The sequence below is a fragment of the Paraburkholderia solisilvae genome, assembly GCF_902859875.1.
GTDB lineage: Bacteria > Pseudomonadota > Gammaproteobacteria > Burkholderiales > Burkholderiaceae > Paraburkholderia > Paraburkholderia solisilvae.
In genome coordinates, this window is sequence record NZ_CADIKF010000003.1 from 234,739 (window position 1) to 255,271 (window position 20,533).

Annotated in this window: 21 protein-coding genes and 1 tRNA gene; 16 read left to right on the forward strand and 6 right to left on the reverse strand. The window is 66.9% G+C overall.

The window, feature by feature from the left end:
- Positions 1 to 254: 254 nt before the first annotated feature.
- The 9 genes from fdxA to HV675_RS03755 all read left to right on the forward strand — a co-directional run bounded on the left by fdxA (position 255) and on the right by HV675_RS03755 (position 5,483).
- Complete coding sequence (gene fdxA, locus HV675_RS03715) at positions 255 to 578, forward strand: ferredoxin FdxA (RefSeq protein WP_175109398.1); 324 nt, start codon at positions 255 to 257, stop codon at positions 576 to 578.
- A 236-nt stretch (positions 579 to 814) separates the two neighbouring features.
- Positions 815 to 890, forward strand: a tRNA-Asn gene (locus HV675_RS03720).
- Positions 891 to 1,012: 122 nt separating this feature from the next.
- Positions 1,013 to 1,315: a type II toxin-antitoxin system ParD family antitoxin gene (locus HV675_RS03725; RefSeq protein ID WP_175109399.1), complete on the forward strand. Its 303-nt coding sequence runs from the start codon at positions 1,013 to 1,015 to the stop codon at positions 1,313 to 1,315.
- The gene (locus HV675_RS03730) at positions 1,312 to 1,671 is read left to right on the forward strand and encodes a type II toxin-antitoxin system RelE/ParE family toxin (protein WP_175109400.1); all 360 of its coding nucleotides are present in this window, start codon (positions 1,312 to 1,314) and stop codon (positions 1,669 to 1,671) included. Before HV675_RS03725 ends, HV675_RS03730 begins: the two co-directional genes overlap by 4 nt.
- A gap of 94 nt (positions 1,672 to 1,765) precedes the next feature.
- The gene (locus HV675_RS03735; RefSeq protein ID WP_175109401.1) at positions 1,766 to 2,272 is read left to right on the forward strand and encodes a CreA family protein; all 507 of its coding nucleotides are present in this window, start codon (positions 1,766 to 1,768) and stop codon (positions 2,270 to 2,272) included.
- Positions 2,273 to 2,312: 40 nt separating this feature from the next.
- Positions 2,313 to 3,140: a helix-turn-helix transcriptional regulator gene (locus HV675_RS03740; protein WP_175109402.1), complete on the forward strand. Its 828-nt coding sequence runs from the start codon at positions 2,313 to 2,315 to the stop codon at positions 3,138 to 3,140.
- Positions 3,141 to 3,525: 385 nt separating this feature from the next.
- Positions 3,526 to 4,197, forward strand: a complete 672-nt coding sequence (locus HV675_RS03745) for an AzlC family ABC transporter permease (protein ID WP_246270089.1) — start codon at positions 3,526 to 3,528, stop codon at positions 4,195 to 4,197.
- Complete coding sequence (locus HV675_RS03750) at positions 4,194 to 4,523, forward strand: AzlD domain-containing protein (protein ID WP_175109404.1); 330 nt, start codon at positions 4,194 to 4,196, stop codon at positions 4,521 to 4,523. Before HV675_RS03745 ends, HV675_RS03750 begins: the two co-directional genes overlap by 4 nt.
- 189 nt (positions 4,524 to 4,712) lie before the next feature.
- Complete coding sequence (locus HV675_RS03755; RefSeq protein ID WP_175109405.1) at positions 4,713 to 5,483, forward strand: DUF4088 family protein; 771 nt, start codon at positions 4,713 to 4,715, stop codon at positions 5,481 to 5,483.
- A 102-nt stretch (positions 5,484 to 5,585) separates the two neighbouring features.
- On the opposite strand, the gene HV675_RS03760 is transcribed toward HV675_RS03755, so the two are convergent.
- The 3 genes from HV675_RS03760 to HV675_RS03770 form a co-directional block, all read right to left on the reverse strand.
- Positions 5,586 to 7,760: an ATP-dependent helicase gene (locus tag HV675_RS03760; protein ID WP_246270090.1), complete on the reverse strand. Its 2,175-nt coding sequence runs from the start codon at positions 7,758 to 7,760 to the stop codon at positions 5,586 to 5,588.
- Between the two features lie 262 nt (positions 7,761 to 8,022).
- Positions 8,023 to 8,283: a hypothetical protein gene (locus HV675_RS03765; protein ID WP_377700520.1), complete on the reverse strand. Its 261-nt coding sequence runs from the start codon at positions 8,281 to 8,283 to the stop codon at positions 8,023 to 8,025.
- Between the two features lie 105 nt (positions 8,284 to 8,388).
- Positions 8,389 to 8,826, reverse strand: coding sequence for a hypothetical protein (locus HV675_RS03770; protein ID WP_175109408.1), 438 nt, complete (start codon positions 8,824 to 8,826; stop codon positions 8,389 to 8,391).
- Positions 8,827 to 9,125: 299 nt separating this feature from the next.
- On the opposite strand from HV675_RS03770, the gene HV675_RS03775 reads away from it, so the two are divergent.
- Positions 9,126 to 9,347, forward strand: a complete 222-nt coding sequence (locus HV675_RS03775; protein ID WP_175109409.1) for an RNA-binding S4 domain-containing protein — start codon at positions 9,126 to 9,128, stop codon at positions 9,345 to 9,347.
- A 161-nt stretch (positions 9,348 to 9,508) separates the two neighbouring features.
- Here the strand turns inward: HV675_RS03775 and HV675_RS32730 are convergent, their stop codons facing one another.
- Positions 9,509 to 9,640 (reverse strand): hypothetical protein, encoded by a 132-nt coding sequence (locus HV675_RS32730; protein ID WP_281364007.1) that lies wholly within the window; start codon positions 9,638 to 9,640, stop codon positions 9,509 to 9,511.
- Here HV675_RS32730 and HV675_RS03780 point away from each other — a divergent pair.
- The 4 genes from HV675_RS03780 (at position 9,639) to fumC (ending at position 15,817) form a co-directional block, all read left to right on the forward strand.
- Entirely contained in the window at positions 9,639 to 11,081 is a 1,443-nt protein-coding gene (locus tag HV675_RS03780; protein ID WP_175109410.1) for an MATE family efflux transporter, read from the forward strand. The two genes, HV675_RS32730 and HV675_RS03780, sit on opposite strands and share 2 nt — an antisense overlap.
- A gap of 330 nt (positions 11,082 to 11,411) precedes the next feature.
- On the forward strand, positions 11,412 to 12,386 hold the full coding sequence (gene panS / locus HV675_RS03785; protein ID WP_175109411.1) for a ketopantoate/pantoate/pantothenate transporter PanS: 975 nt from the start codon (positions 11,412 to 11,414) through the stop codon (positions 12,384 to 12,386).
- A gap of 324 nt (positions 12,387 to 12,710) precedes the next feature.
- Positions 12,711 to 14,369, forward strand: coding sequence for a phospholipase D family protein (locus tag HV675_RS03790; protein ID WP_377700532.1), 1,659 nt, complete (start codon positions 12,711 to 12,713; stop codon positions 14,367 to 14,369).
- 47 nt (positions 14,370 to 14,416) lie between these two features.
- Entirely contained in the window at positions 14,417 to 15,817 is a 1,401-nt protein-coding gene (fumC, locus tag HV675_RS03795) for a class II fumarate hydratase (RefSeq protein WP_175109413.1), read from the forward strand.
- 268 nt (positions 15,818 to 16,085) lie between these two features.
- Here fumC and HV675_RS03800 read toward each other — a convergent pair whose 3' ends face one another.
- Positions 16,086 to 16,592, reverse strand: coding sequence for an acyl-CoA thioesterase (locus tag HV675_RS03800; RefSeq protein ID WP_175109414.1), 507 nt, complete (start codon positions 16,590 to 16,592; stop codon positions 16,086 to 16,088).
- Positions 16,593 to 16,928: 336 nt separating this feature from the next.
- Complete coding sequence (locus tag HV675_RS03805) at positions 16,929 to 17,075, reverse strand: hypothetical protein (protein ID WP_175109415.1); 147 nt, start codon at positions 17,073 to 17,075, stop codon at positions 16,929 to 16,931.
- A gap of 242 nt (positions 17,076 to 17,317) precedes the next feature.
- On the opposite strand from HV675_RS03805, the gene HV675_RS03810 reads away from it, so the two are divergent.
- Positions 17,318 to 18,034: an ArsR/SmtB family transcription factor gene (locus HV675_RS03810; protein ID WP_175109416.1), complete on the forward strand. Its 717-nt coding sequence runs from the start codon at positions 17,318 to 17,320 to the stop codon at positions 18,032 to 18,034.
- Between the two features lie 847 nt (positions 18,035 to 18,881).
- On the forward strand, positions 18,882 to 20,533 hold a 1,652-nt coding region (locus HV675_RS03815), incomplete at its 3' end, for a DUF6600 domain-containing protein (protein WP_175109417.1).

A 20,533-nucleotide genomic window follows, 5' to 3' on the forward strand; every position in this document is an offset into this window, starting at 1 on the left:
CGCGTGAGCGCGAACCCGGCGGCGGGCGGCGCGCCGCCGGCCTCGCCGCAGCCGGCCGGACGCGCGAGGTCGGTGCGGGCTGCCGGTCCGGCGCGCCGTGACGCGCTTCGCGCCCGCCATAAACTAATCACGAAACGATATAAGAGGGGCGGAACTGCCGCCTATGCGTCCGGTGGCGTTACGTTACAATATCGCTCTTGGCGTTTTGCCATCCCCACTACCCTATACCGCTACCCGCTTCAGGAGTTGCCTGAATGACTCACGTTGTGACCGAAAGCTGCATCAAGTGCCGCTATACCGACTGTGTCGATGTGTGTCCGGTGGACTGCTTTCGCGAAGGTCCCAACTTTCTCGCGATCGACCCGGATGAATGTATTGACTGCGCCGTATGCGTCGCCGAGTGCCCGGTTAACGCGATTTACGCGGAAGAGGACGTGCCGGGCGACCAGCAGCACTTCACGCCGCTGAACGCGGAACTGGCCAAGGCGTGGCCGAGCATTACGAAGACGAAGGCGCCGCTGCCGGAAGCCGACGAATTCAAGGATGTGAAGGAAAAGCTCGCGCTGCTCGAGCGTTGATCGCGGCTTGATCGTCCGCTGCCTGGTCCACTGGTTGGCCCGCTGCTTGGCCAGATTCCCCATCCGGACCGTCGCCGCCAGGCCGGCTCCGCGCACGACATCCGCGCACCGCAACGGAGCAGCCGACAGCCTGCGGCAGCACGGCGCGGCCTGATCAAAGCCAAATCGGGATAAGCCGTAACTATTGACAGGCCCCATAGCACCTCATACAATTTCGCTTCTCTGCTGTTTGTTGTTCCCCGATAGCTCAGTCGGTAGAGCGCCGGACTGTTAATCCGTAGGTCCCTGGTTCGAGCCCAGGTCGGGGAGCCAAACTTCAAGAAGGCCCGCATTCGTGCGGGCCTTCTGCTTTTTCGGTTCCTTGTGCGGGCACGCGGACGGATGCAGGTATGGCATACTATGCCAATCGCCGTTCCTCAAAAGAGCCTTGCGCCATGCCGACCCGCAATGTAGTGCTGACCGACCACCAGACGGCTCTGCTGGATCGCCTCGTCAAATCCGGGCGATACCAGAACGCGAGCGAAGTGTTGCGCGAAGGCTTGCGCCTCGTGGAGCGCGAGGAAATCGAAACGAAGGCCCATCTCGCCGCGCTACGCACTGCTGCGCGCATCGGACTGGCCGACGTCGTAGCGGGGCGGCTTCGCAGCTTCGATACGCCGCAGGCGCTGGGCCGCCACCTCGCCAATCTCGCCGAAAGCACGCTCGCGCCGACTACCGGCTCGAAGAACGACCGTTGAGTGTCCCAAAACCTACCTGGACAGTCCGCCTGGCGCACACGGCGGAACGGGACTTCAGCGAGATCATCAGTTGGAGCGCGGAAGAATTCGGCAAGGCCCAGGCGCGGGTCTACGCTGAAACGCTGTCGAAAACCTTGCAGGATCTGACGGCGGGCCCCGAAATCAGTGGCGTCGTTGCGCGGGACGATATCGCCCGCGGCCTGTACACCCTCCACGTGGCCCGCAAAAAACGTCGCGGGCGGCACTTCATCATGTTTCGCATCGACGATCGCAACAAACACGTAATCGACGTCCTTCGACTGCTTCACGATGCGATAGATTTACCGCGTCACGCGCCACCCACCGGTTCCAGATAACCCGTTCGTCAGCTATCGTGCGCCGCGCACACGCACCTCGCCGCGAAGTGCCGTCACGCTGGTATACGATGGGGCTTTTTTCTCCGGTCTCCCGATGAAACCTACCCTGCTTCGCGCGCCGCTCGCGATCCTGGCGGCCACGGTCGCCGCGCTCGGCGCGTCGTTTGCCGCGCCGAACGGCGCGCATGCCGAGGAAGTCGCCAGCGTCAACACGAACTTTCACATCACCGGTTCGGATCGGGTCGTCGTCGAGGCATACGACGATCCGGCCGTCGAGGGCGTCACCTGCTATGTGTCGCGCGCGCGGACCGGCGGCATCAAGGGGACGCTCGGCATTGCCGAAGATCCGACCGAAGCGTCGATCGCGTGCCGCCAGGTCGGGCCGATCCGCTTCGCGGGCGGTCCGCTCAAGCAGCAGGCCGACGTATTCACCGAACGGATGTCGCTGATCTTCAAGACGTTGCATGTGGTGCGCGTCGTCGACGCGAAGCGCAACACGCTCGTCTACCTGACCTACAGCGATCGCGTCGCGACCGGCAGCGCGAAAAATAGCGTGAGCGCAGTGCCGATGCCGGCCGGCACAACGATTCCGGTGAAGTGACAGGCCGCGATAAACTGGCGAATCCAGCCGGACCCGCACGATGACCTCCACCCGTTTCCGCGATTCCGCCCGCTATTGGCGCACGCCGCTCCTGCCCGGCGCCGATCTGCTGACGGCCGAGTACCACGATCACGCGTTCACGCCGCATTGGCACGACGCGTACACGATTCCCGTGATCGAAGCAGGCGCGGAAACGTATCAGTACCGCGGGTCGCGCCATGTCGCGGAAGCGGGCAGCGTGCCCGTCATCAACCCGGGCGAGGTGCACACCGGTTCGCGGGCCATCGACGAAGGCTGGCGCTATCGTGTGCTGTACGCGCCGGTCGACTTTCTGCAGCAACTCGCAAACGACATCGCGGGCGCCGAAGCGCCGCTGCCGTGGTTCGATGCCGACGTGATTCGCGACGACGATCTCGCGCGGCGTCTGTCGCACGCGCATCAATTGCTCGAGGTGAACGGCGATCCGCTCGCCGCGCATGCGGCGATGCTCGATGCGCTGTCGACGCTGCTGGTTCGTTACGGCCGCACGCGCCCCGACGCGCTGCAAAACGCCGCCGACGACCCACGCGTGAACGCGATGAAGACGCGGCTCAGCGACGAGCTGGCGGCCCCGCTGACGCTCGCGGAACTGGCCGACACCGTCGGGCTCTCGCCGTTCCACGCCGCGCGCCTCTTCACCCGGACGACCGGCCTCGCGCCGCACGCGTGGCGCAACCAGATTCGCCTGCAGCGCACGCTCGCGCCATTGCGCGCGGGCGTGCCGGTCACCGACGTCGCTGCCGCGAGCGGCTTCACCGATCAGAGCCATTTCACGCGGCATTTCAAGCGCATGTTCGGTGTGCCGCCGGGGCGCTGGCAGGGAAACTGAGACTGCGGGACGACGCGGCGTGCGTGGCGCGACGTGATGCGGCACCGCGAACGCAGGCTACTGACTGCGCATTGCTGACCGGACGGAGGAAGGCACACGCGCCGGCCAAGGTTGAGGCAAGGCGCGCGGGCCAGCATGAGGTGGACATGAAGCGGACGCAAGGCCAAGGCTGAAATCCAGTGCGAGCGGCACGCGCGAAAACCGCTAACCGCCGACACCAACACCAACACCAACACCACAACCGCAAGACGCTCCCCCCCAAACCGCAAGAACGTACAAGCGCCCCGCGCCCCCTCTGCACTAAGCTCCCCGTTCGGAGGAACCTCGCTTGACCCCAACCAACCGTCTTCATGCGCTCACCGCCGGCGCGCGCGACACGATCCCGATGCTGATCGGCGCCGCACCCTTTGGCGTCATCTTCGGCACGCTCGTCGCGTCCGGTCCGCTGCATCTGTGGCACGGCCAACTGATGTCGCTGATCGTCTTCGCCGGCTCCGCGCAATTTATCGCGCTCGGCCTGATCGCCGGGCACGCGAGCTATGCGGTGATCTGGGCGACGACCTTCGTCGTCAATCTGCGCCACGTGCTGTACAGCGCGACGCTTGCGCCCTATGTCGCGCATCTGCCGGCGCGCTGGCGCTGGGCGCTCGGCGGCCTGCTGACCGACGAGGTATTCGCGGTCGCGTGGGCGCACTACCGGCTGCAGCCGCCGGGCGCGGTCGGCCCGTACTACTTCCTCGGCTCCGGCCTGTCGATGTATCTGAACTGGCAACTGTGGACGCTCGCCGGGCTGCTGTTCGGCGCCGCGTTTCCGGGCCTGCAGTCGCTCGGGCTCGACTTCGCGATGGTCGCGACCTTTATCGCGATCGTCGTGCCGCAACTCGTCGCGCTGCGCTATCTCGCGGCGGCCGTCACCGCCGGCGCGCTCGCGTTCTTCTGGCAGGCGTGGCCGTACAAGCTCGGGCTGCTCGCCGCGGTGTTCGCCGGGGTCGCGGTCGGCGTGATCCTGTCGCGGCCGCGCGCGCGGCGCCAGACCACCGCGGAGGCATCGCGATGAACTACGTGTTGCTGATCGGCGGCATGGCGCTGATCACCTGGCTGATTCGTGCCACCGTGTTCGTGCTCGGCGAGCGGCTGGTGTTCGCGCCCCTCGTGCGCACCGCGCTTGGCTTCGTACCGGTCACCGTGCTGACCGCGATCATCGTACCGATGGCGGTATCGCCGCACGGCGCGGGCGCCGAACTCAGCTGGCGCAATCCGCAGCTGGTCGGCGCGCTCGCGGCGGTCGCGGTCAGCGCGTTGACGCGCCGCCCGCTGCTGACCATCGCGGTCGGCCTCGCGGTGTTTTTTGTCTGGCAAGGCATCGTGCTCAAATCCTGGTAAGCCGATTTCCTCAAGTTTCAATTTCCGCCGCCGATAAACAGACGAGGCCCCCTCAGCCTGACACACTCCCCGGTGTGCCGGGCTGCGCTGCCTCGACCGTGCCGAACATCGTTCAATTGCCCTACTCGCGGAGCAGAGAGCCGCTCACGCGTACGCGATGCCGCGCCGGATGACCAAACGGGATACGACATGGGGCAAATCACCCTCTCACTGAAGGACGACACGGTCGCCTCGCTGCGCAAGGATTTCGACGCGTTCGTGCGCGTCTCGCTGAAGCTCGACTCGCAGTTCGCGACACCGTCGTTCGAGGATTTTCTGCGCGCCAAGCTGCTGGACAGCATGGTGCCGCTGACCGAGCACGCCGTGCAGCGGATGCTGCAGGGCGGCCAGTACGCATGGGCCAAACGTACGCTGGACAAGGAGTTTCCCGATGTTGTCGCGATCCTGATGCGACAGGCGTCGGAATTCGGTTTTGCGTTCGCGGCCCGCTCCGAATGGACGCCCGAGGAACTCGCGAAACAATGCCGCGACTGGGCGGCGGCCATCGTCAACGAGGCGCAGTGCGACCCGGGCCTGGTCGATCCGCTGTCCGCGCAGATCAAATCCGCCGCGCAGGATATCCAGGCGGTCGAAGAAACGATGCAGACGCCCGCATGGCGACTCGCGGAATCATTGCGTCAGCGTGTCTATGAAGCGAAAGTCGCGTGCGAAACGAGCTTCGGCAGCACCGCGCGCGAAAAGCTCGGCGAATTGCGCGGCCTGTTGCGGCTCGGCATTACGCACGGCTCGTTCCAGAAGCAGGAAGCGCAGCAGATCATGGAATACCTGCGCCTGCTGAAGCCGGAGATTTTCGTCGAAGAACCGTACGATGTGTTCACGCGCCTCGCCGCGTGGCTGCGCAACTTCTTTATGCCCGCGCCGCGTCCTCAATCGCCGCAGCAACAGCAGCAGCAACGATAACGACGGCGAACGCCAGGCTGCCAATGCGCGCAGCCGGCGAGCACGACACCCCTCGCGCGGCGACATTCGCGCGGCCGCCTCGCTTGAACCGACGCGACGCGCTCATTCCCACATCTTCCTGAGCTTCGCCGCGATCTCGACTTTCGCCTGCGCGGCGGCCGCGAGTCCGGCCGCGGTCGGCGCGGCAGGCGCCGGCACCGGCGGCCACGCGCCGACCTCGAAGAGCGGCAGCAGCTCCGCCGGAATGAAGCGTGTGCGCGACGCCCACACGTGCCGGTCGCCAAGATGCGTCTGATTGTGCACATAGAAGCGCTGCGGCACGAGAAGATGCAGGTCTTCCTTTGCGCGCGTCATCGCGACATACAGCAGACGCCGCTCTTCGTCGATTTCCTCGTCGCTGCCGGTGCCGAGATCCGACGGAATGCAGCCGTCGACGCCGTTCAGCACGAATACGTTGCGCCATTCCTGCCCTTTCGCCGAGTGGATGGTCGACAGGATCAGATAGTCTTCATCGAGCAGCGGCACGCCGGACTCGCCGCTTGTCGCATCCGGCGGATCGAGCGTCAGCTCGGTCAGGAAGCGTTCGCGCGACGCGTAGGTGCCGGCGATGCTCTCCATCTGCAGCAGATCGGCGTGGCGCATCGCGGCGTCTTCGTGATTGCGCTCGAGATGCGGTTCGTACCAGCGGCGGATCAGCTCGAATTCGGCCGGCCATGGCGAGTTGCGTTCGCCTAGCGTCGCGATCAGCGCGACGAACGACGGCCAGTCTTCGAGCGTGCGCGCCGGCGGCGTGAAGGCGGCAAGCGCCTGCGCCGCGGCGCCGGCCGCGGGCGTGTTGCGCAAGCCCGCGGTGGGCGCAGCGGTGGCCGTGCTGCCGGTGCTTGCGTTGATGTCGGGCGAGACACCTGGGTGCGCGCCTATGCCGTTGTTCGCCTCGTCCAGCACGCGCGCCGCCGTGGCCGGTCCGACGCCCGGCAGCAACTGCACGACACGAAAACCCGCGACGCGGTCGCGCGGGTTTTCCGCCCAGCGCAGCACCGCGAGCACGTCCTTCACGTGCACCGAATCGAGAAACTTGAGCCCGCCGAATTTCACGAACGGGATATTGCGCCGGGTCAATTCGATCTCGAGCGCGGCGCTATGATGCGCGGCGCGAAACAGCACGGCCTGCGACTTCAGCTTGACCCCGGCTTCGCGCGCCGCGAGCACCTGCTCGACCACATAGCGCGCCTGCGCGGCATCGTCCGCGACGGTGACGAGCCGCGGGCGCTGCGCGGACGCCCTGTCGGTCCACAGGTTCTTCGTGAAGCGCTCGGACGCGAGCCCGATCACCGCATTCGACGCGCTCAGAATCGGCTGCGTCGACCGGTAATTGCGCTCGAGCGTCACGCGCTTCGCGGGCGGATCGAAATGCGCGGGGAAGTCGAGAATATTGCGCACCGTCGCGCCGCGAAACGAGTAGATAGACTGCGCATCGTCGCCGACCACCGTGAGCCCGCGGCCGTCCGGTTTCAGCGCAAGCAGGATGGACGCTTGCAGCCGGTTGGTGTCCTGATATTCGTCGACGAGCACGTGGTCGAAACGGCCGGAAAGATCGGCGGCAATCGACGGCTCGGCGGCCATATGGGCCCAGTACAGCAGCAAGTCGTCGTAGTCGAGCACGCTTTGCTTCTGCTTCGCGTCGACATACGCGGCGAACAACCTGCGCAGATCCGCTTCCCATTCGCGGCACCACGGAAACGCGCTCGCCAGCACATCGCCCAGCGACGCGCCGGTGTTCACGACGCGCGAATAAATCGCAAAGCACGTCGACTTCGACGGAAAGCGCCGCTCTTTGGCCGACAGGCCAAGTTCGTGGCGCACGAGATTCATCAGGTCGGCGGAGTCTTCGCGATCGTTGATCGTGAAAGTGGGTGCGAGGCCGATCAGGTCCGCGTATTCGCGCAGCAGCCGCGCGCCCACGCTGTGGAACGTGCCCGACCACGTGAGGCCTTGCGCGAGCGCCGCGCGCACGCCGGGCGCGGCGCCGGCGATGCGCGTCACGCGCTGCGTCATTTCGAGCGCCGCGCGGCGGGAGAAAGTCAGCAGCAGCAGGCGGCGCGGGTCCGCGCCCTTCATCACGAGATTCGCGACGCGATGCGCGAGCGTACTGGTCTTGCCGGAGCCCGCGCCGGCGATGACCAGCAATGCGCCGGGCGGGCGTGTGACGTCGTCGGCGCCGTATTCGACTGCTTCACGCTGCGCATCGTTGAGTTTATCCAGCCATGCGTCCGTGATCGACGAAGCGGCATGCGCAGGACCAGGCGCGGATGCGCAGGCGGATGACGCGCTGGACGGAGGGGCGGCGGCGGAAGGCACGGCGGGCGAATGGCATCGGAGTCAGGGCGACGCATACTGTATATCCATACAATGCGCGGCGACAAGCGCCCTTTTTTCGGACGTTGAGTACGAAGCGGCTCGCCGCCAACCGGCCGCTGGCCTCTCGCCGGTCGGCCGCTGACAGCTTGCCGCCTGCTGCTTGCCATCTGCCGCCCGCCAATCATTCCTGCTTCTTCGCGTCCTTCACACGTGCATCGGCCGCAGCCTTATCCGCATCCGATTGCGCGTCGGCCTTCTCCTTGTCCGCTTTCGCCTGCGCAACCGCGGACTTCTTGTTGGCCTTCGCCTGCTCCTTGGCCGCCTTGCTGTCGGCGTGCGTGGTCGGTTCGGTGGCGGGATCGTGCGTCGTCTGCGCGAACGCGAAAGTCGACACGCTGCCCGCGATCAAGCCGGCCAGCAAGCGGTTCGTCGATTGGCTCATCAGGTTCTCCTTTTTCATGCGTCAAAATAATGTGTCAGTCGGTCGAAGATCGCGCGGCGGACGTGCACCGATTCCGCACGCGCCGGCCACGCTTCAATGCGCCGCTCAATGTTTCGTCTCGTCATCGGGCACCTGCGGGCCATAGCCCGCTTGCGCGTCAGTCTTCAACTGATTCGCCGCGGCCTGCCGGTCGGCCTTGCGGTTGGTCTTCGCGTTATCCACCTGCTCCTTGTACTGGGCCTTCGACGCCTTTTTAGCGTCCCGATACTCCGCATTGGCCTGGGCATCCGCATTGCGCTTCTGCACCAGCGGGTCGGGCGACGTCGGCGCGGTGAGTGTCTGCTGCGACTGCGCCTGCGGCGCGGGCGCCGGCATTTGCACGCCGTGCGCGGCAGGCGCGTTGGCGGGTGCGCTTTGCGGCACAACCTGACCAGCCTGCGCAGCGGCAGGCTGAGCGGCGGTCTGCGCGACGGCGGCTGTCGTAGCCAGCGCCGCAACGGCGCTGCTTATCAGCAGCGCAAGCGACGAACGAAGCTGGGTCATGGCGATCCTCCCTGATAGTTGTCAGCCGGCATGACGCGACGGCATCCGGCCTTTGTTCAGTTCAGCCCCCGCAAAACGCAGGAGGCTATTCCAGTGACAGCGTCTTTTCGAGTGAAGTTCGTCGTAAACGGCGGTTGTTACGCATCGTTTCATTTTCTGACAATTGAATAACGTGCCGCCGGCGGCCCTGACATCGAAGCGAGGCCGCACGCCTTTTTCGCAGCAGGGCAACCTGCCCCAAGCTTTGGCTTATGATGCGAGTCCCTTTCCGTGCCACGACCTTTCCGTTCGCAACCGCCATGCCCAATCTCGATTTCACGCTGACCGGCGACTATGTCGAACTGCACAACCTGCTGAAGCTGACGGCGCTCGCGGACAGCGGCGGGGCGGCGAAAATGCTGGTTGCATCCGGCGCGGTGACGGTCGACGGACGCGTCGAGCTGCGCAAAACCTGCAAGATTCGCGCGGGACAAGTGGTGCTGGTCGGCGATACGCGCATCGCCGTTCACGAAGACACGTAAACGCGTTCAAGCGCTGCCGCCGTCGCGCACCGGTACGCTCGAACGCGCTCATGGCCGTTAAGCCCTCGTGAACCGTTCATAAGCGCTCTTAAGCGGTTTCGAGCGCGTCCATCCGCGTTCGCGCTACGTTCATTTGCGTGTACGCGGGCCATGTCATTCAGTCAGCATCCCTGCGCAAAACGGATGTGCGGGTCGACATCCGGCGCGCGACGCAATAAGCTCTTCGTTTCGACCCAACCATTCCATGCGGCGCGCGCAATGCCACGCAGCGCCGCGTCCCACGTTGCCGTCATGTCCCAATCCGGTCTTTCCCGCCCGCTTGCCGGGCCGCCCTCGTTGTCGCGCCACGCCGCCGACACCGCGCGTCTTGCGGCGCCGCTCGCGATCGCCCAGTTGTCGCAGATGGCGATGAGCGTGACCGACACCGTGCTGCTCGGCTCGCTCGGCCCCGATGCGCTCGCGGCAGGCGGCCTGGGCGCCAACCTGTTCTTCGTCGTCGTCACGTTGTTGCAGGGCGTGCTGACGTCGGTCAGCGTCAGCGTGTCGCATGCACGCGGCGCGCAGGCCGACCATCGCGTGCCGCCTATCTACTGGACCGGCTTCGTGCTCTCCGTGCTGCTCTCGGTGCCGGCCTTCGTGCTGCTGTCGTTCGCGACGCCGATCCTCACCACGTTCGGCGAACCCGCGCTGCTCGCGCAGCACATCGGCGAGTACTGCATGGTGCTGCGCTGGGGCGCGCCCGCGAGCCTGATCGGCGTCGGGCTGATGCGCTCGTTCCTGCCGGCGATCGGCGCGGCAAAGCGCCTGCTGTGGATCTCGATCGGCAGCGTGCTGTTCAACGGGTTGTTGAACTACGGGCTGATTCACGGTGCGTACGGACTGCCGCGCCTCGGCTTTCTCGGCTCGGCCATCGCGACGACGGTCACGGTCTGGCTGTCCGCGCTGCTGCTGATGGCGCTGCTGCATCTGCGGCCGCGTTACCGGCATTTCGTGACCGTCGCGCGTCCGAACGTGCCGCTGATGGGCGAGCTGTTCGGCATCGGCTGGCCGGTCGCGATCACATTTGGCGTCGAGTCGCTGCTGTTTCTCGCGACCGGGCTGATGGTCGGCCTGTTCGGCGAAGTGCAGCTCGCCGCGCATCAGATCGCGCTGAATGTCGCATCGGTGTGGTTCATGGTGCCGCTCGCGATCGGCCAGGCGGCCAATGTACGGGTCGGTTTCTGGTCCGGCGCGGGCATGCCGCTCGCCGCGCGTCATGCGGGCTTCGTCGCGCTCGCGCTGGGTGTCGCCTTCATGTCGCTGTCGGGGCTTGTGATGATCGTCGCGCCGCACTGGATCGTCGGGCTCTATCTGCGTCTGGACGATCCCGCCAACGCGCGTACAGTCGCGCTCGCGAGCTCGCTGCTCGGCGTCGCGGCGATCTTCCAGATTGTCGACGGCATGCAGACGGTCGGCTCCGGCTGCCTGCGCGCGCTCAAGGACACGCGCGTGCCGATGGTTGCCGCGACCTTCGGTTATTGGGGAATCGGCTTTCCGACCGGCTACGTGCTCGCGTTTCACTTCGGTCTCGGCGCGCGCGGATTGTGGTGGGGCCTCGCCGCGGGACTCGCAAGCGTCGCACTGCTCATGACGCTGCGCTTTCACTGGATGAGCGCGCGGCGAATCCAGGCTCAAGTGGGCGCACAGGCGGCTGCGGCGAATTCAGTTCAACCGCGCGACCCAACCCGCGGCTGAACGCGTGGCTGGGCGCGTGGCAAAGCGCGCGAGCGATCGGCGGCGCACATCGGCACCGGCACGGCGCCGGGCCTGAACGCTGCGAGTCCCACAGCACTTCGCGCCGCCTGGTTGCACCGTCAACCAGGCGGCCGGCCGCCGCGCGCCACCGCGGTTAAAATCGCCTGCGTTTGCCCTTGCTGTGCGTTTGCGTTCGCCCACCGCCTGCGCTTGCCTCACACGTGCGCATCGGCACGCGCGACGCGCCGATGCGTTCAAATCACGCCGCGCGCCGCCCTGCGGCTAACGCATTGACACCGTACTCACTCCGACAACAACAGGACCGCCTCCATGCTTGCCCGCGTCACCCGTCTCTTTCCACTGTGGGCCGTGCTGGTTTCGCTCATTGCGTACTTCGCACCCGCTTCGGTGGCCGGCATCGCGCCGCACGTCACCGCGCTGCTGACGCTGATCATGCTGTCGATGGGCGTCACGCTGTCCCTCGCCGATTTTCGCCGCGTCTTCACGCGGCCCGCGCCGGTGGCGGCCGGCATCGTGCTGCACTATCTGGTGATGCCGCTTGCCGCGTGGGCGATCGCGAAAGCGTTGCGCATGCCGCCGGATCTGACCGCCGGCATGGTGCTGGTCGGCAGCGTCGCGAGCGGCACCGCGTCGAACGTGATGATCTATCTCGCCCGCGGCGACGTCGCGCTGTCGGTCACGATCAGCGCGCTGTCGACGCTGGTCGGCGTGTTCGCGACACCGCTGCTCACGCGTCTTTATGTCGACGCGTCGATCGCCGTCGACGTGCACGGCATGCTGATCAGCATCCTGCAGATCGTCGCGCTGCCGATCGCGCTCGGCCTCGCGATCCATCATCTGTTCGGCAAGGCCGTGCGACGCATCGAGCCGGCACTGCCGCTGGTATCGATGGTGTCGATCCTGCTGATCATCGCGGCGGTGGTCGGCGGCACGCAGCAGAGCATCGCATCGGTCGGGCTCGTGGTCGCGCTCGGCGTCGTGCTGCACAACGGGCTGGGCCTGCTCGGCGGCTACTGGGGCGGACGTCTGCTCGGCTTTGACGAAACGGTCTGCCGCACACTCGCAATCGAAGTCGGCATGCAGAACTCCGGCCTCGCCGCGACGCTCGGCAAGCTGTACTTCGCGCCGATCGCGGCGCTGCCCGGCGCGCTCTTTTCGGTGTGGCACAACCTGTCGGGGTCGCTGCTCGCCGGCTTCTGGGCGGGACGGCCCGCCCGTGGCGCGCAATCCGCACCCACGACGCCGCGCAATCGCGACACGGCGGTCGACGGCAAGCGCGGATAGCGATCGCGCCGCCTGGGCGGCCGGCAACGGCCGCGGGTCATCGTCGCGACCAGACGGCCCCGACGCCGGCCTGCGGCGCACCGCCAGCCACCCTCCACGCACATCGAAAAGCAGGAATGTTCACCGGCCGATGAACGTTGCGCGGTTCGCGGCCTGCTTCGCCGATTCCCCTTAGAATGGCTTGCCCAACGCGACACCTGAGGTCACGTTCGACGTCAGCGTGTTGGCGCGATACCAATCGGGAGGAACTGCGTGCCGTCGTACCACCGTCACTATCGCGTTGCTTCGCCTTGCGCGGAGTCCGCACTGGCTATGCTGACTCTCATGACCCGCGCGCTGTTCGCCTGCCGCGACGCGGGCGCGCCACGTGCCCCACGGGTCGCATCCGGCCGGCTCGCCCACATCGCGTTCATCGTCGCGGCGGCGGCCGTCGCAAGCGGTTGCGCGACCCGTCCTCCCGCAGCCTCGTTCGATCAGCCGGTCTCGCACGCACTGCCGCAAACCACCGCCACACCGCTAGGCGCCGCGTTGGCCGCGCCGGTTGCGGCCCACCCCGGCGAATCGGGTTTCCGCGTGCTGCCAAGCGGCACCGAAGCGCTGCAGATGCGCATCGCGCTCGCGCGCGCGGCGACCAAAACCCTCGACATGCAGTACTACATCGCAAACGAGGACACCACCGGCAAACTGCTGCTCGCCGCGGCGCTCTATGCGGCGGACCACGGCGTGCGCGTGCGGATGCTCGTCGACGATCTGAACTTCAAGGACCTCGACGATGTGATGGCCGCGCTGAACTCGCATCCGAACATCGAGATCCGCGTGTTCAACCCGTTCGGCAGCGCGCAAGGCAGCCTGTATCAGCGCACCGAGAACTTCTTTACGCAGATCGGCAGCTTCACGCGCCGCATGCACAACAAGGCGATGATCGCCGATAACAAGCTGGCGATCGTCGGCGGCCGCAATCTCGGCGACGAATATTTCAGCGCGAGCCCTACGCTGCAGTTTCGCGACATCGACGTGCTCGCGGCGGGGCCGATCACCGCGGACGTATCCGCGAGCTTCGACGAATACTGGAACGACAGCAACGCGTACCCGCTGCGCGCGCTGAACAAGCAGAAGTTCGATCCGCAGCAGCTCGATCAGACGCGCGACGCATTGCGCGAGCATTGGCACAAGAACGCGGACCCGTACGACGCGAAGCCGTTGAACGCGACACCGCTCGCCTCGCAGATCCAGAAGGACGAGCTCGGCCTCACCTGGGCGCATGCGGAATTCAACGCCGATTCGCCGGCGAAGATCCGCTTGCCGACCGACGACTACCAGAGCCCGGTGATCGCACGCATCGTCCAGCTGGTCAACGGCGCGCAGCAGGAAGTGCTGATCACGTCGCCGTACTTCGTGCCGCACGATGCGGGCATCCAGGTGCTGGCGGGCCTCACTGCGCGCGGCGTCAAGGTAAAGGTGCTGACGAACTCGCTGGCGGCGACCGACGCGGTCGCGGTGCAGGCCGGCTACAGTCCGTACCGCGATGCACTGCTCAGAGCCGGCGTCGAGCTGTATGAGTTCAAGCCGGTGCAAGACGAAAGCGCGCCGCGCACCGGCATGTTCGGTTCGCGCTCGCGCGCCAGCCTGCACGCGAAGACGCTGGTATTCGATCGCAAGATACTCGTGATCGGCTCGATGAATCTCGATCCGCGCTCCGCGCACCTGAACACCGAGCTCGGGCTCGTGATCCACAGCCCGCCGCTCGCCGAACAGGTTGCCGGCCTGTACGACCGCGTGACCGGCCCTCAGTCGAGCTATCACGTGATGCTCGACGAGCCGTCGCGCTTCTTTTTCCACGGCCCGGCGAGCAACTCGGACCTCGTGTGGACCGACGAGGAAGACGGCCGCACCGTCACGTACAACGTGGATCCGAATGCCGGTTTCTACCGGAATGTGCTGACCGGGTTATTCTTGCTTCTGCCAGTCAACGACCAGCTTTGACGGAGCGCAGCGCGCGCCGTCGTCATTCAGTCAAGCGGAGTGAAATCATGACCGACGCAGTACGGATGGAACGCGACACGTTCGGCGAAATCGCTGTGCCGAACGAGCGCCTATGGGGCGCGCAAACGCAGCGCTCGCTGCAGAATTTCCGGATTTCGAGCGAGAAGCAGTCGCCGGAACTGATCCACGCGCTCGCGGTCATCAAGCGCGCGGCGGCTGAAGTGAATCTCGGTCTCGGCGTGCTCGACACGAACAAGGCGAAAGCGATCGTTCACGCGGCCGACGAGATCATCGAAGGCAAGCATGCCGGCGAATTCCCGCTCGCGGTGTGGCAAACCGGCTCGGGCACGCAGACCAACATGAACCTCAACGAGGTGATCGCGAACCGCGCGAGCGAACTGCTCGGCGGCGAGCGCGGCGAAGCGCGCCTCGTGCACCCGAACGACGATGTGAACCGCGGCCAGTCGTCCAACGACGTGTTTCCGACCGCGATGCATATCGCCGCCGCGCTCGGTATCGTCAAGCATCTGCTGCCCGCGCTGAAGACGCTGCGCGACACGCTCGACAGCAAGGCGCAGGCGTTCGCGGACGTCGTGAAAATCGGCCGCACGCACCTGCAGGATGCGACGCCGCTCACGCTCGGCCAGGAGTTCTCCGGTTATGTCGCGCAGCTCGATCACGGCATGCGTCATCTCGAAGCGACGCTGCCGCATCTGTACCAGCTCGCGCAGGGCGGCACCGCGGTCGGCACGGGCCTCAATGCGCACCCGCAGTTCGCCGATCAGGTCGCGGCCGCAATCGGCAAGCTGACCGGGCTGCCGTTCGTGTCGGCGCCGAACAAGTTCGAAGTGATGGCCGCGGCCGACGCGCTGGTGTTTGCGCACGGCGCGCTGAAAACCGTCGCGGCGAGCCTGATGAAGATCGCCAACGATATTCGCTGGCTCGCGAGCGGCCCGCGCTGCGGTCTCGGCGAACTGTCGATTCCGGAGAACGAGCCGGGCAGCTCGATCATGCCGGGCAAGGTCAACCCGACGCAGTCCGAAGCGATGACGATGCTGTGCTGCCAGGTGTTCGGCAACGACGTCGCGGTGAATGTCGGCGGCGCGAGCGGCAACTTCGAGCTCAACGTGTTCCGGCCGATGATCGCGCACAACGTGCTGCAGTCCATCCGCCTGCTCGCGGACGGCGCGCACAGCTTCAACGACAATTGCGCGGTCGGCATCGAGCCGAATCGCGAGCGCATCGACACGCTGCTCAACGAATCGCTGATGCTCGTGACCGCGCTCAATCCGCACATCGGCTACGACAAGGCCGCGCAGATCGCGAAGAAGGCGCACAAGGAAGGCACGACGCTGAAGGCCGCCGCGCTCGCGCTCGGGCATTTGAGCGCGCAGCAGTTCGACGAATGGGTGCGGCCGCATGAGATGGTCGGCCATGCGAAGGGCTGACGGGCGCTGAAGCTGGTGCCGGCCATGTGTGCGCCGGGGCGACGGTTCTCCGGAGGCGGCACGAGGCGCCGGCGCCGCGTTGAGTAACGTTGAGTCGGGCCGTCGCAATGGCGGTTTGCGGTTTGCGGTTTGCGGTTTGCGGTTTGCGGTTTGCGGTTTGCGGTTTGCGGTTCGCGGTTCGCGGTTCGCGGTTCGCGGGTTCGGCTGGCAGCTGGCGATCAACCAGCCGCGTGCCGCGGCCATACCGGCGGCACGCGGCGCAAATCCATCAAACTTTCCCCTGAGCCACTTCTTCGGGCTTCAGTTCGACGATCGCGTCGAGCGCCGCCTTCACGTCCATTGCGTACTTCGCGAGGCGTTGCTGCTCGTCGGTCATCGGCAGGAACGCCGGCACCGGCACCGGGCTGCCGTTCTCATTGACGGCGACCATCACGACCAGACAATCGGTGGTCTGCAGCAGTTCGCCGCCCTTCGGGTCGCCGGCGAACACCGAGACGTGGATGTGCATGCTGGTGCGCCCGGTCGCGACCACCCGTGCGCGCAGTTCGACCAGATTGCCGACCAGGATCGGCCGGCGGAACCGGATATTGCCGACGCTCACCGTTACGCAGTAACGCCCCGACCAGACCGCGGCGCACGCATACGCCGTTTCGTCGATCCACTTCATCAGCGCGCCGCCGTGCACCTTGCCGCCGAAGTTGACCGAGGTGGGCTCGGCAAGGAAGCGGAAGGTCGTCTCCGAACGTTCCATCGGCGTGGCGGAAGGGGTGCTCATCGTGGCTCCGGTCAATCTGCAAATTGAAAGGAGCCGATTATACGAGGGCTGCGGAATATGGGCTCTCACGAACCCCGTCCCCGTGGCGACGACGGACGGCAGCAAGGGGCGTTGGCGTTGTGGCTTCGCGGTGGGGACGGCGGCTTTGGAGGCAGCGGTTGCCGCTGTCGTTGTGGTTGTCGCTGTCGTTGTGGTCGCCACTGCGGCTGCGACTGCCGCTGTGCCGGCTGTAATTGCGACTGCGATTGCGGCTGCCGCTGTGCCTGATCACGACTGTGATGACCGCGCTAACTCCGGCCCGCACCACGCCACGAACCGCGGTGCGGAAACGATCTCCTACTTGCGCACGGTCACGCCTTCGTCGAGCGTGCCGTACATCGTGATACTGCCGGACGACCCGGCGGGCGTGCTCGCGCCGCCTTGCGCGCAAGCGGCGCACGACAGCACGGCGAAAACCGCACAAGCGGCAAGAATGGCCTTCATGGACTGTGCTTCTCAGATGAAACCGTGTCCAATTTTAGCCTGGCGGCCTTTCGCCACGCAGGAAGCCGTGCGCGTGCCGGCATTGCCGCGATATTTCACGCGAGCCTGAAACGTCGAATCCGGCGCGGGACTACAGTAGCGCTATCCCCGCGCCGCGCGCACGCGCCAGCGGCGCCACCGCGACGCACGAGCGCACGGGCGCGTGCCGATCGCACCACTGCCGCACAACCCTGGAGGCTCCAATGTCCAACCCACTGATCGACGCCGCCGGCCATTTCCCCGGCTTGAGCCGGATCGGCGCGCTGCTCGCCGATCCCGGCCGTGCCGCGATGCTGTGGGCGCTGATGGACGGCAGCGCGCGGCCCGCCGGCGAACTGACGCTGATTGCCGGCCTGTCGCCGTCGGCCGCGAGCGCCCACCTCGCGCGGCTCACCGAAGGCGGTCTGCTTGCGCTCGAAGTGCGCGGGCGGCATCGCTATTACCGGATCGCGTCGGCCGATATCGCGGCGTCGATCGAAGCGCTCGCGAATGTCGCACAGGCCGCCGCGCCGCAACGGCCCACACCGCGGCCGGCGCGCACCGTACCGGTCGACATGCGCTACGCGCGCACCTGCTACGACCATATGGCCGGCGAGCTGGCGGTGCGTGTCTACGAACGGATGGTCGGCGACGGGCTGCTCACGCCGCACGGCGACACGCTCGATGCAACGCCGGCCGGCGCCGAGCAGCTGGCCGGCTGGGGCATCGACGTCGCGCGCCAGCGTGCCGTGCGGCGCCGCTTCGCGTGCACCTGTCCGGACTGGAGCGAGCGTCGTCCGCACCTGGGCGGCGCGCTCGGCGCGGCGCTGCTGGACGCGTGGTCGTCGCACGGCTGGGTGGAACGCACCGAGAAGCCGCGGGTGCTGCGCGTGACGCCCGCCGGCCACCGTCATTTCGACGACTTCTTGCGCGGCGCATAATGCGAGGCCTTGGCGCGCGGCCGCATTGCAAAGCGGCCGCGTAGCGAAGCATCTGAGTGATGGCGAAGTTGCTGCGTCGCCGCGCGAATACCGCGCCATGGCGGCATGACGGACCCGCTGTGAAGTTACCGCGTCATCGCGATGTTTGCTGCCCGCTGCGATGTTGCTGCCGCGTCGCGGAGTTGCCGCGCCATGGCGTTACTGACCCGCTGCGAAGTTGCCGATCTCATCGCGAAGTTGCGGCGCCGCTGCGAAGTTGCCCGCGTCATCGCGAAGTTGCTGCCCGCTGTGAAGTCGCCGGCGTCAACGCGGCGTTGCTGCCCCGCTGTGAAGTTGCCAACGTCGCCGCGGCGTTGCTGCCCCACTGTGAAGTCACCAACGTCACCGCGGCGTTGCTGCCCCACTGTGAAGTTGCCGCCTCACCGCGAAATCTGCGCGCCATCACGAAGTTCCCGCCTGACCGCGAAGTTCCTACGCGTGGCGGGTCACGTCTTGTTACAGCGCGGGCGAGATGGCTTACAAATGTGCGCGTCTTGAAATACGCGCCGCGGGTACAGTGATTTCACACGGTGCCGCCGTCTCGCGCGGGCACCCGACGGAGTCACCAATGAAAACGCACACTGCCCGCCATTCTTCCTCGCCGTACCGTACCGCCGCTGTTGTCGTCAGATCCGGCCCCAAGAACGAGGTGAAAGCCTCGAGCATCCCAACGGATAAGCCAGCGGACGCCTCCGCGGATACCGCCGCTGATCACCCAGGCGTTCCCGCCAGCGCGCCCACGACGACGATTGCATCGGCCACATGTTCGCCGCGCCCCCGCCGCGCCGCTTCGCCCGCGGTTGCTTCCGTGCTCGCGGCCGTCGTCGCGGCGCTTTTCGTGACGTCCGGTTCGCCCTCCGCGTTTGCGCAGGACGCACCGCCGCCGGGCGCGGCCGAGCCAGCCCCGCCTGACGCGCAGCCCGCCAGCGCGCAGGACGCCGATCCGCCGGGCCGCATCGCGCGCCTGAACTATATGGCGGGCACCGTGACGACCGAGCCCGCCGGCGCGACCGACTGGTCGTATGCGCAGGTCAACCGGCCGCTCACGACCGGCGACCAGTTGTGGAACGACAAAGGCGCGCGCTCGGAGCTGCATATCGACTCGACCGCGGTGCGCATCGGCGAGTCGACCAACGTCGACATCCTCAATCTCGACGACGACAGCACGCAGCTGAAAGTCGCGCAAGGCACGCTGTCGACGCATGTGCGCGAGCTGCCGGCCAACACGTCGTATGAGATCGACACGCCGAACGTCGCGCTCGGCATCGGCGGCCCGGGCGACTATCGCGTCGACGTCGCGCCGGACGGCAGCGAGACGACCGTCACCGTGCGCAGCGGCAGTGCGACGGTCTATGGCGACGGCGGCCAGCTGCCGATTGCCGCGGGTCAGCAGATCCGCTTCGGCGGCACCAACCTTCAGCAGCTCGCCGCGAGCGGCGCGCCCGCGCCCGATGCGCTCGACCAGTGGGCCGCGAGCCGCGACGCCGCCGAAGACAACTCGGTGTCCGCGCGCTACGTGTCGCGCGACGTGCCCGGCTACCAGGACCTCGATGCGAACGGCACGTGGCGTCAGGACCCGCAATACGGCGCGGTATGGACGCCGAACCAGGCGCCCGCCGGCTGGGCGCCCTATCAGGACGGCCACTGGGTCTGGCAGGCGCCGTGGGGCTGGACCTGGGTCGACGACGCGCCGTGGGGCTTTGCGCCGTATCACTACGGCCGCTGGGCGTATGTCGGCAATGCGTGGGCGTGGGTGCCGGGCGAGATCGTCAGCGAGCCGCCGGTCTATGCGCCTGCGCTCGTCGCATTCGTCGGCGACGGCGGCGGCGGTGGCGTCGACTGGGGCGTGAGCCTGGCGATCGGCGGCGTCGCGACCGCCGGGCTCGCGTGGTTCGCGCTCGGCCCGGGCGAACCGTGGCATCCGCATTGGGGACACGGCTGGAGTCCGCGCTACTACGATCGCGTGAACCGGCCGATCTACGTGCACAACCACATCACGAATATCCACAACACGTATATCAACTATCGTGCGCCGCATGCGGTGACCGCCGTGCCGGCGACCGCGTTCGTGCACGGCCAGCCGGTCAACCGCTTTGCGCAGAAGGTGGATCCGCGGCAGTGGCGCAATGCGCGCTTCAATGCTGGCGCGCCGGGCATCGCGCCGGTGCAGCAGAGCTTCCGGCCGGGCATGCGCAATGCCACCTACCGGCCGCCGGCGGCTGCGGCGGCGCGTCCAGTGGTCGCGACGCGCCGGCCGGAAGTGCCGCCCGCGTATCGCGACCAGCTTGCGCAACACTTCGCGCAGGGCGGCGGGCGCGTGCCGGGTGCAGGCAATCCGGTCGTGCATACGTCCGTGCCCGCGCACTTCGGCGGGCGCCGGATCGGTGACGCGGGCGGCCCGCAGCCGAATGTGCGCCTCGTCGCCGCGCGCGGTCCGGGACCGGTGCAAGCGGGCGCGGC

Coding starts and splice junctions, on each gene's coding strand:
- HV675_RS03780 (WP_175109410.1), top strand. CDS start 9,639: ATGTCCCAATCCGGTCTTTCCCGCCCGCTTGCCGGGCCGCCCTCGTTG.
- fdxA (WP_175109398.1), top strand. CDS start 255: ATGACTCACGTTGTGACCGAAAGCTGCATCAAGTGCCGCTATACCGAC.
- HV675_RS03750 (WP_175109404.1), top strand. CDS start 4,194: ATGAACTACGTGTTGCTGATCGGCGGCATGGCGCTGATCACCTGGCTG.
- panS (WP_175109411.1), top strand. CDS start 11,412: ATGCTTGCCCGCGTCACCCGTCTCTTTCCACTGTGGGCCGTGCTGGTT.
- HV675_RS03765 (WP_377700520.1), bottom strand. CDS start 8,283: ATGAGCCAATCGACGAACCGCTTGCTGGCCGGCTTGATCGCGGGCAGC.
- HV675_RS32730 (WP_281364007.1), bottom strand. CDS start 9,640: ATGACGGCAACGTGGGACGCGGCGCTGCGTGGCATTGCGCGCGCCGCA.
- HV675_RS03755 (WP_175109405.1), top strand. CDS start 4,713: ATGGGGCAAATCACCCTCTCACTGAAGGACGACACGGTCGCCTCGCTG.
- HV675_RS03800 (WP_175109414.1), bottom strand. CDS start 16,592: ATGAGCACCCCTTCCGCCACGCCGATGGAACGTTCGGAGACGACCTTC.
- HV675_RS03740 (WP_175109402.1), top strand. CDS start 2,313: ATGACCTCCACCCGTTTCCGCGATTCCGCCCGCTATTGGCGCACGCCG.
- HV675_RS03775 (WP_175109409.1), top strand. CDS start 9,126: ATGCCCAATCTCGATTTCACGCTGACCGGCGACTATGTCGAACTGCAC.
- HV675_RS03725 (WP_175109399.1), top strand. CDS start 1,013: ATGCCGACCCGCAATGTAGTGCTGACCGACCACCAGACGGCTCTGCTG.
- fumC (WP_175109413.1), top strand. CDS start 14,417: ATGACCGACGCAGTACGGATGGAACGCGACACGTTCGGCGAAATCGCT.
- HV675_RS03745 (WP_246270089.1), top strand. CDS start 3,526: ATGCTGATCGGCGCCGCACCCTTTGGCGTCATCTTCGGCACGCTCGTC.
- HV675_RS03790 (WP_377700532.1), top strand. CDS start 12,711: ATGACCCGCGCGCTGTTCGCCTGCCGCGACGCGGGCGCGCCACGTGCC.
- HV675_RS03810 (WP_175109416.1), top strand. CDS start 17,318: ATGTCCAACCCACTGATCGACGCCGCCGGCCATTTCCCCGGCTTGAGC.
- HV675_RS03805 (WP_175109415.1), bottom strand. CDS start 17,075: ATGAAGGCCATTCTTGCCGCTTGTGCGGTTTTCGCCGTGCTGTCGTGC.
- HV675_RS03770 (WP_175109408.1), bottom strand. CDS start 8,826: ATGACCCAGCTTCGTTCGTCGCTTGCGCTGCTGATAAGCAGCGCCGTT.
- HV675_RS03735 (WP_175109401.1), top strand. CDS start 1,766: ATGAAACCTACCCTGCTTCGCGCGCCGCTCGCGATCCTGGCGGCCACG.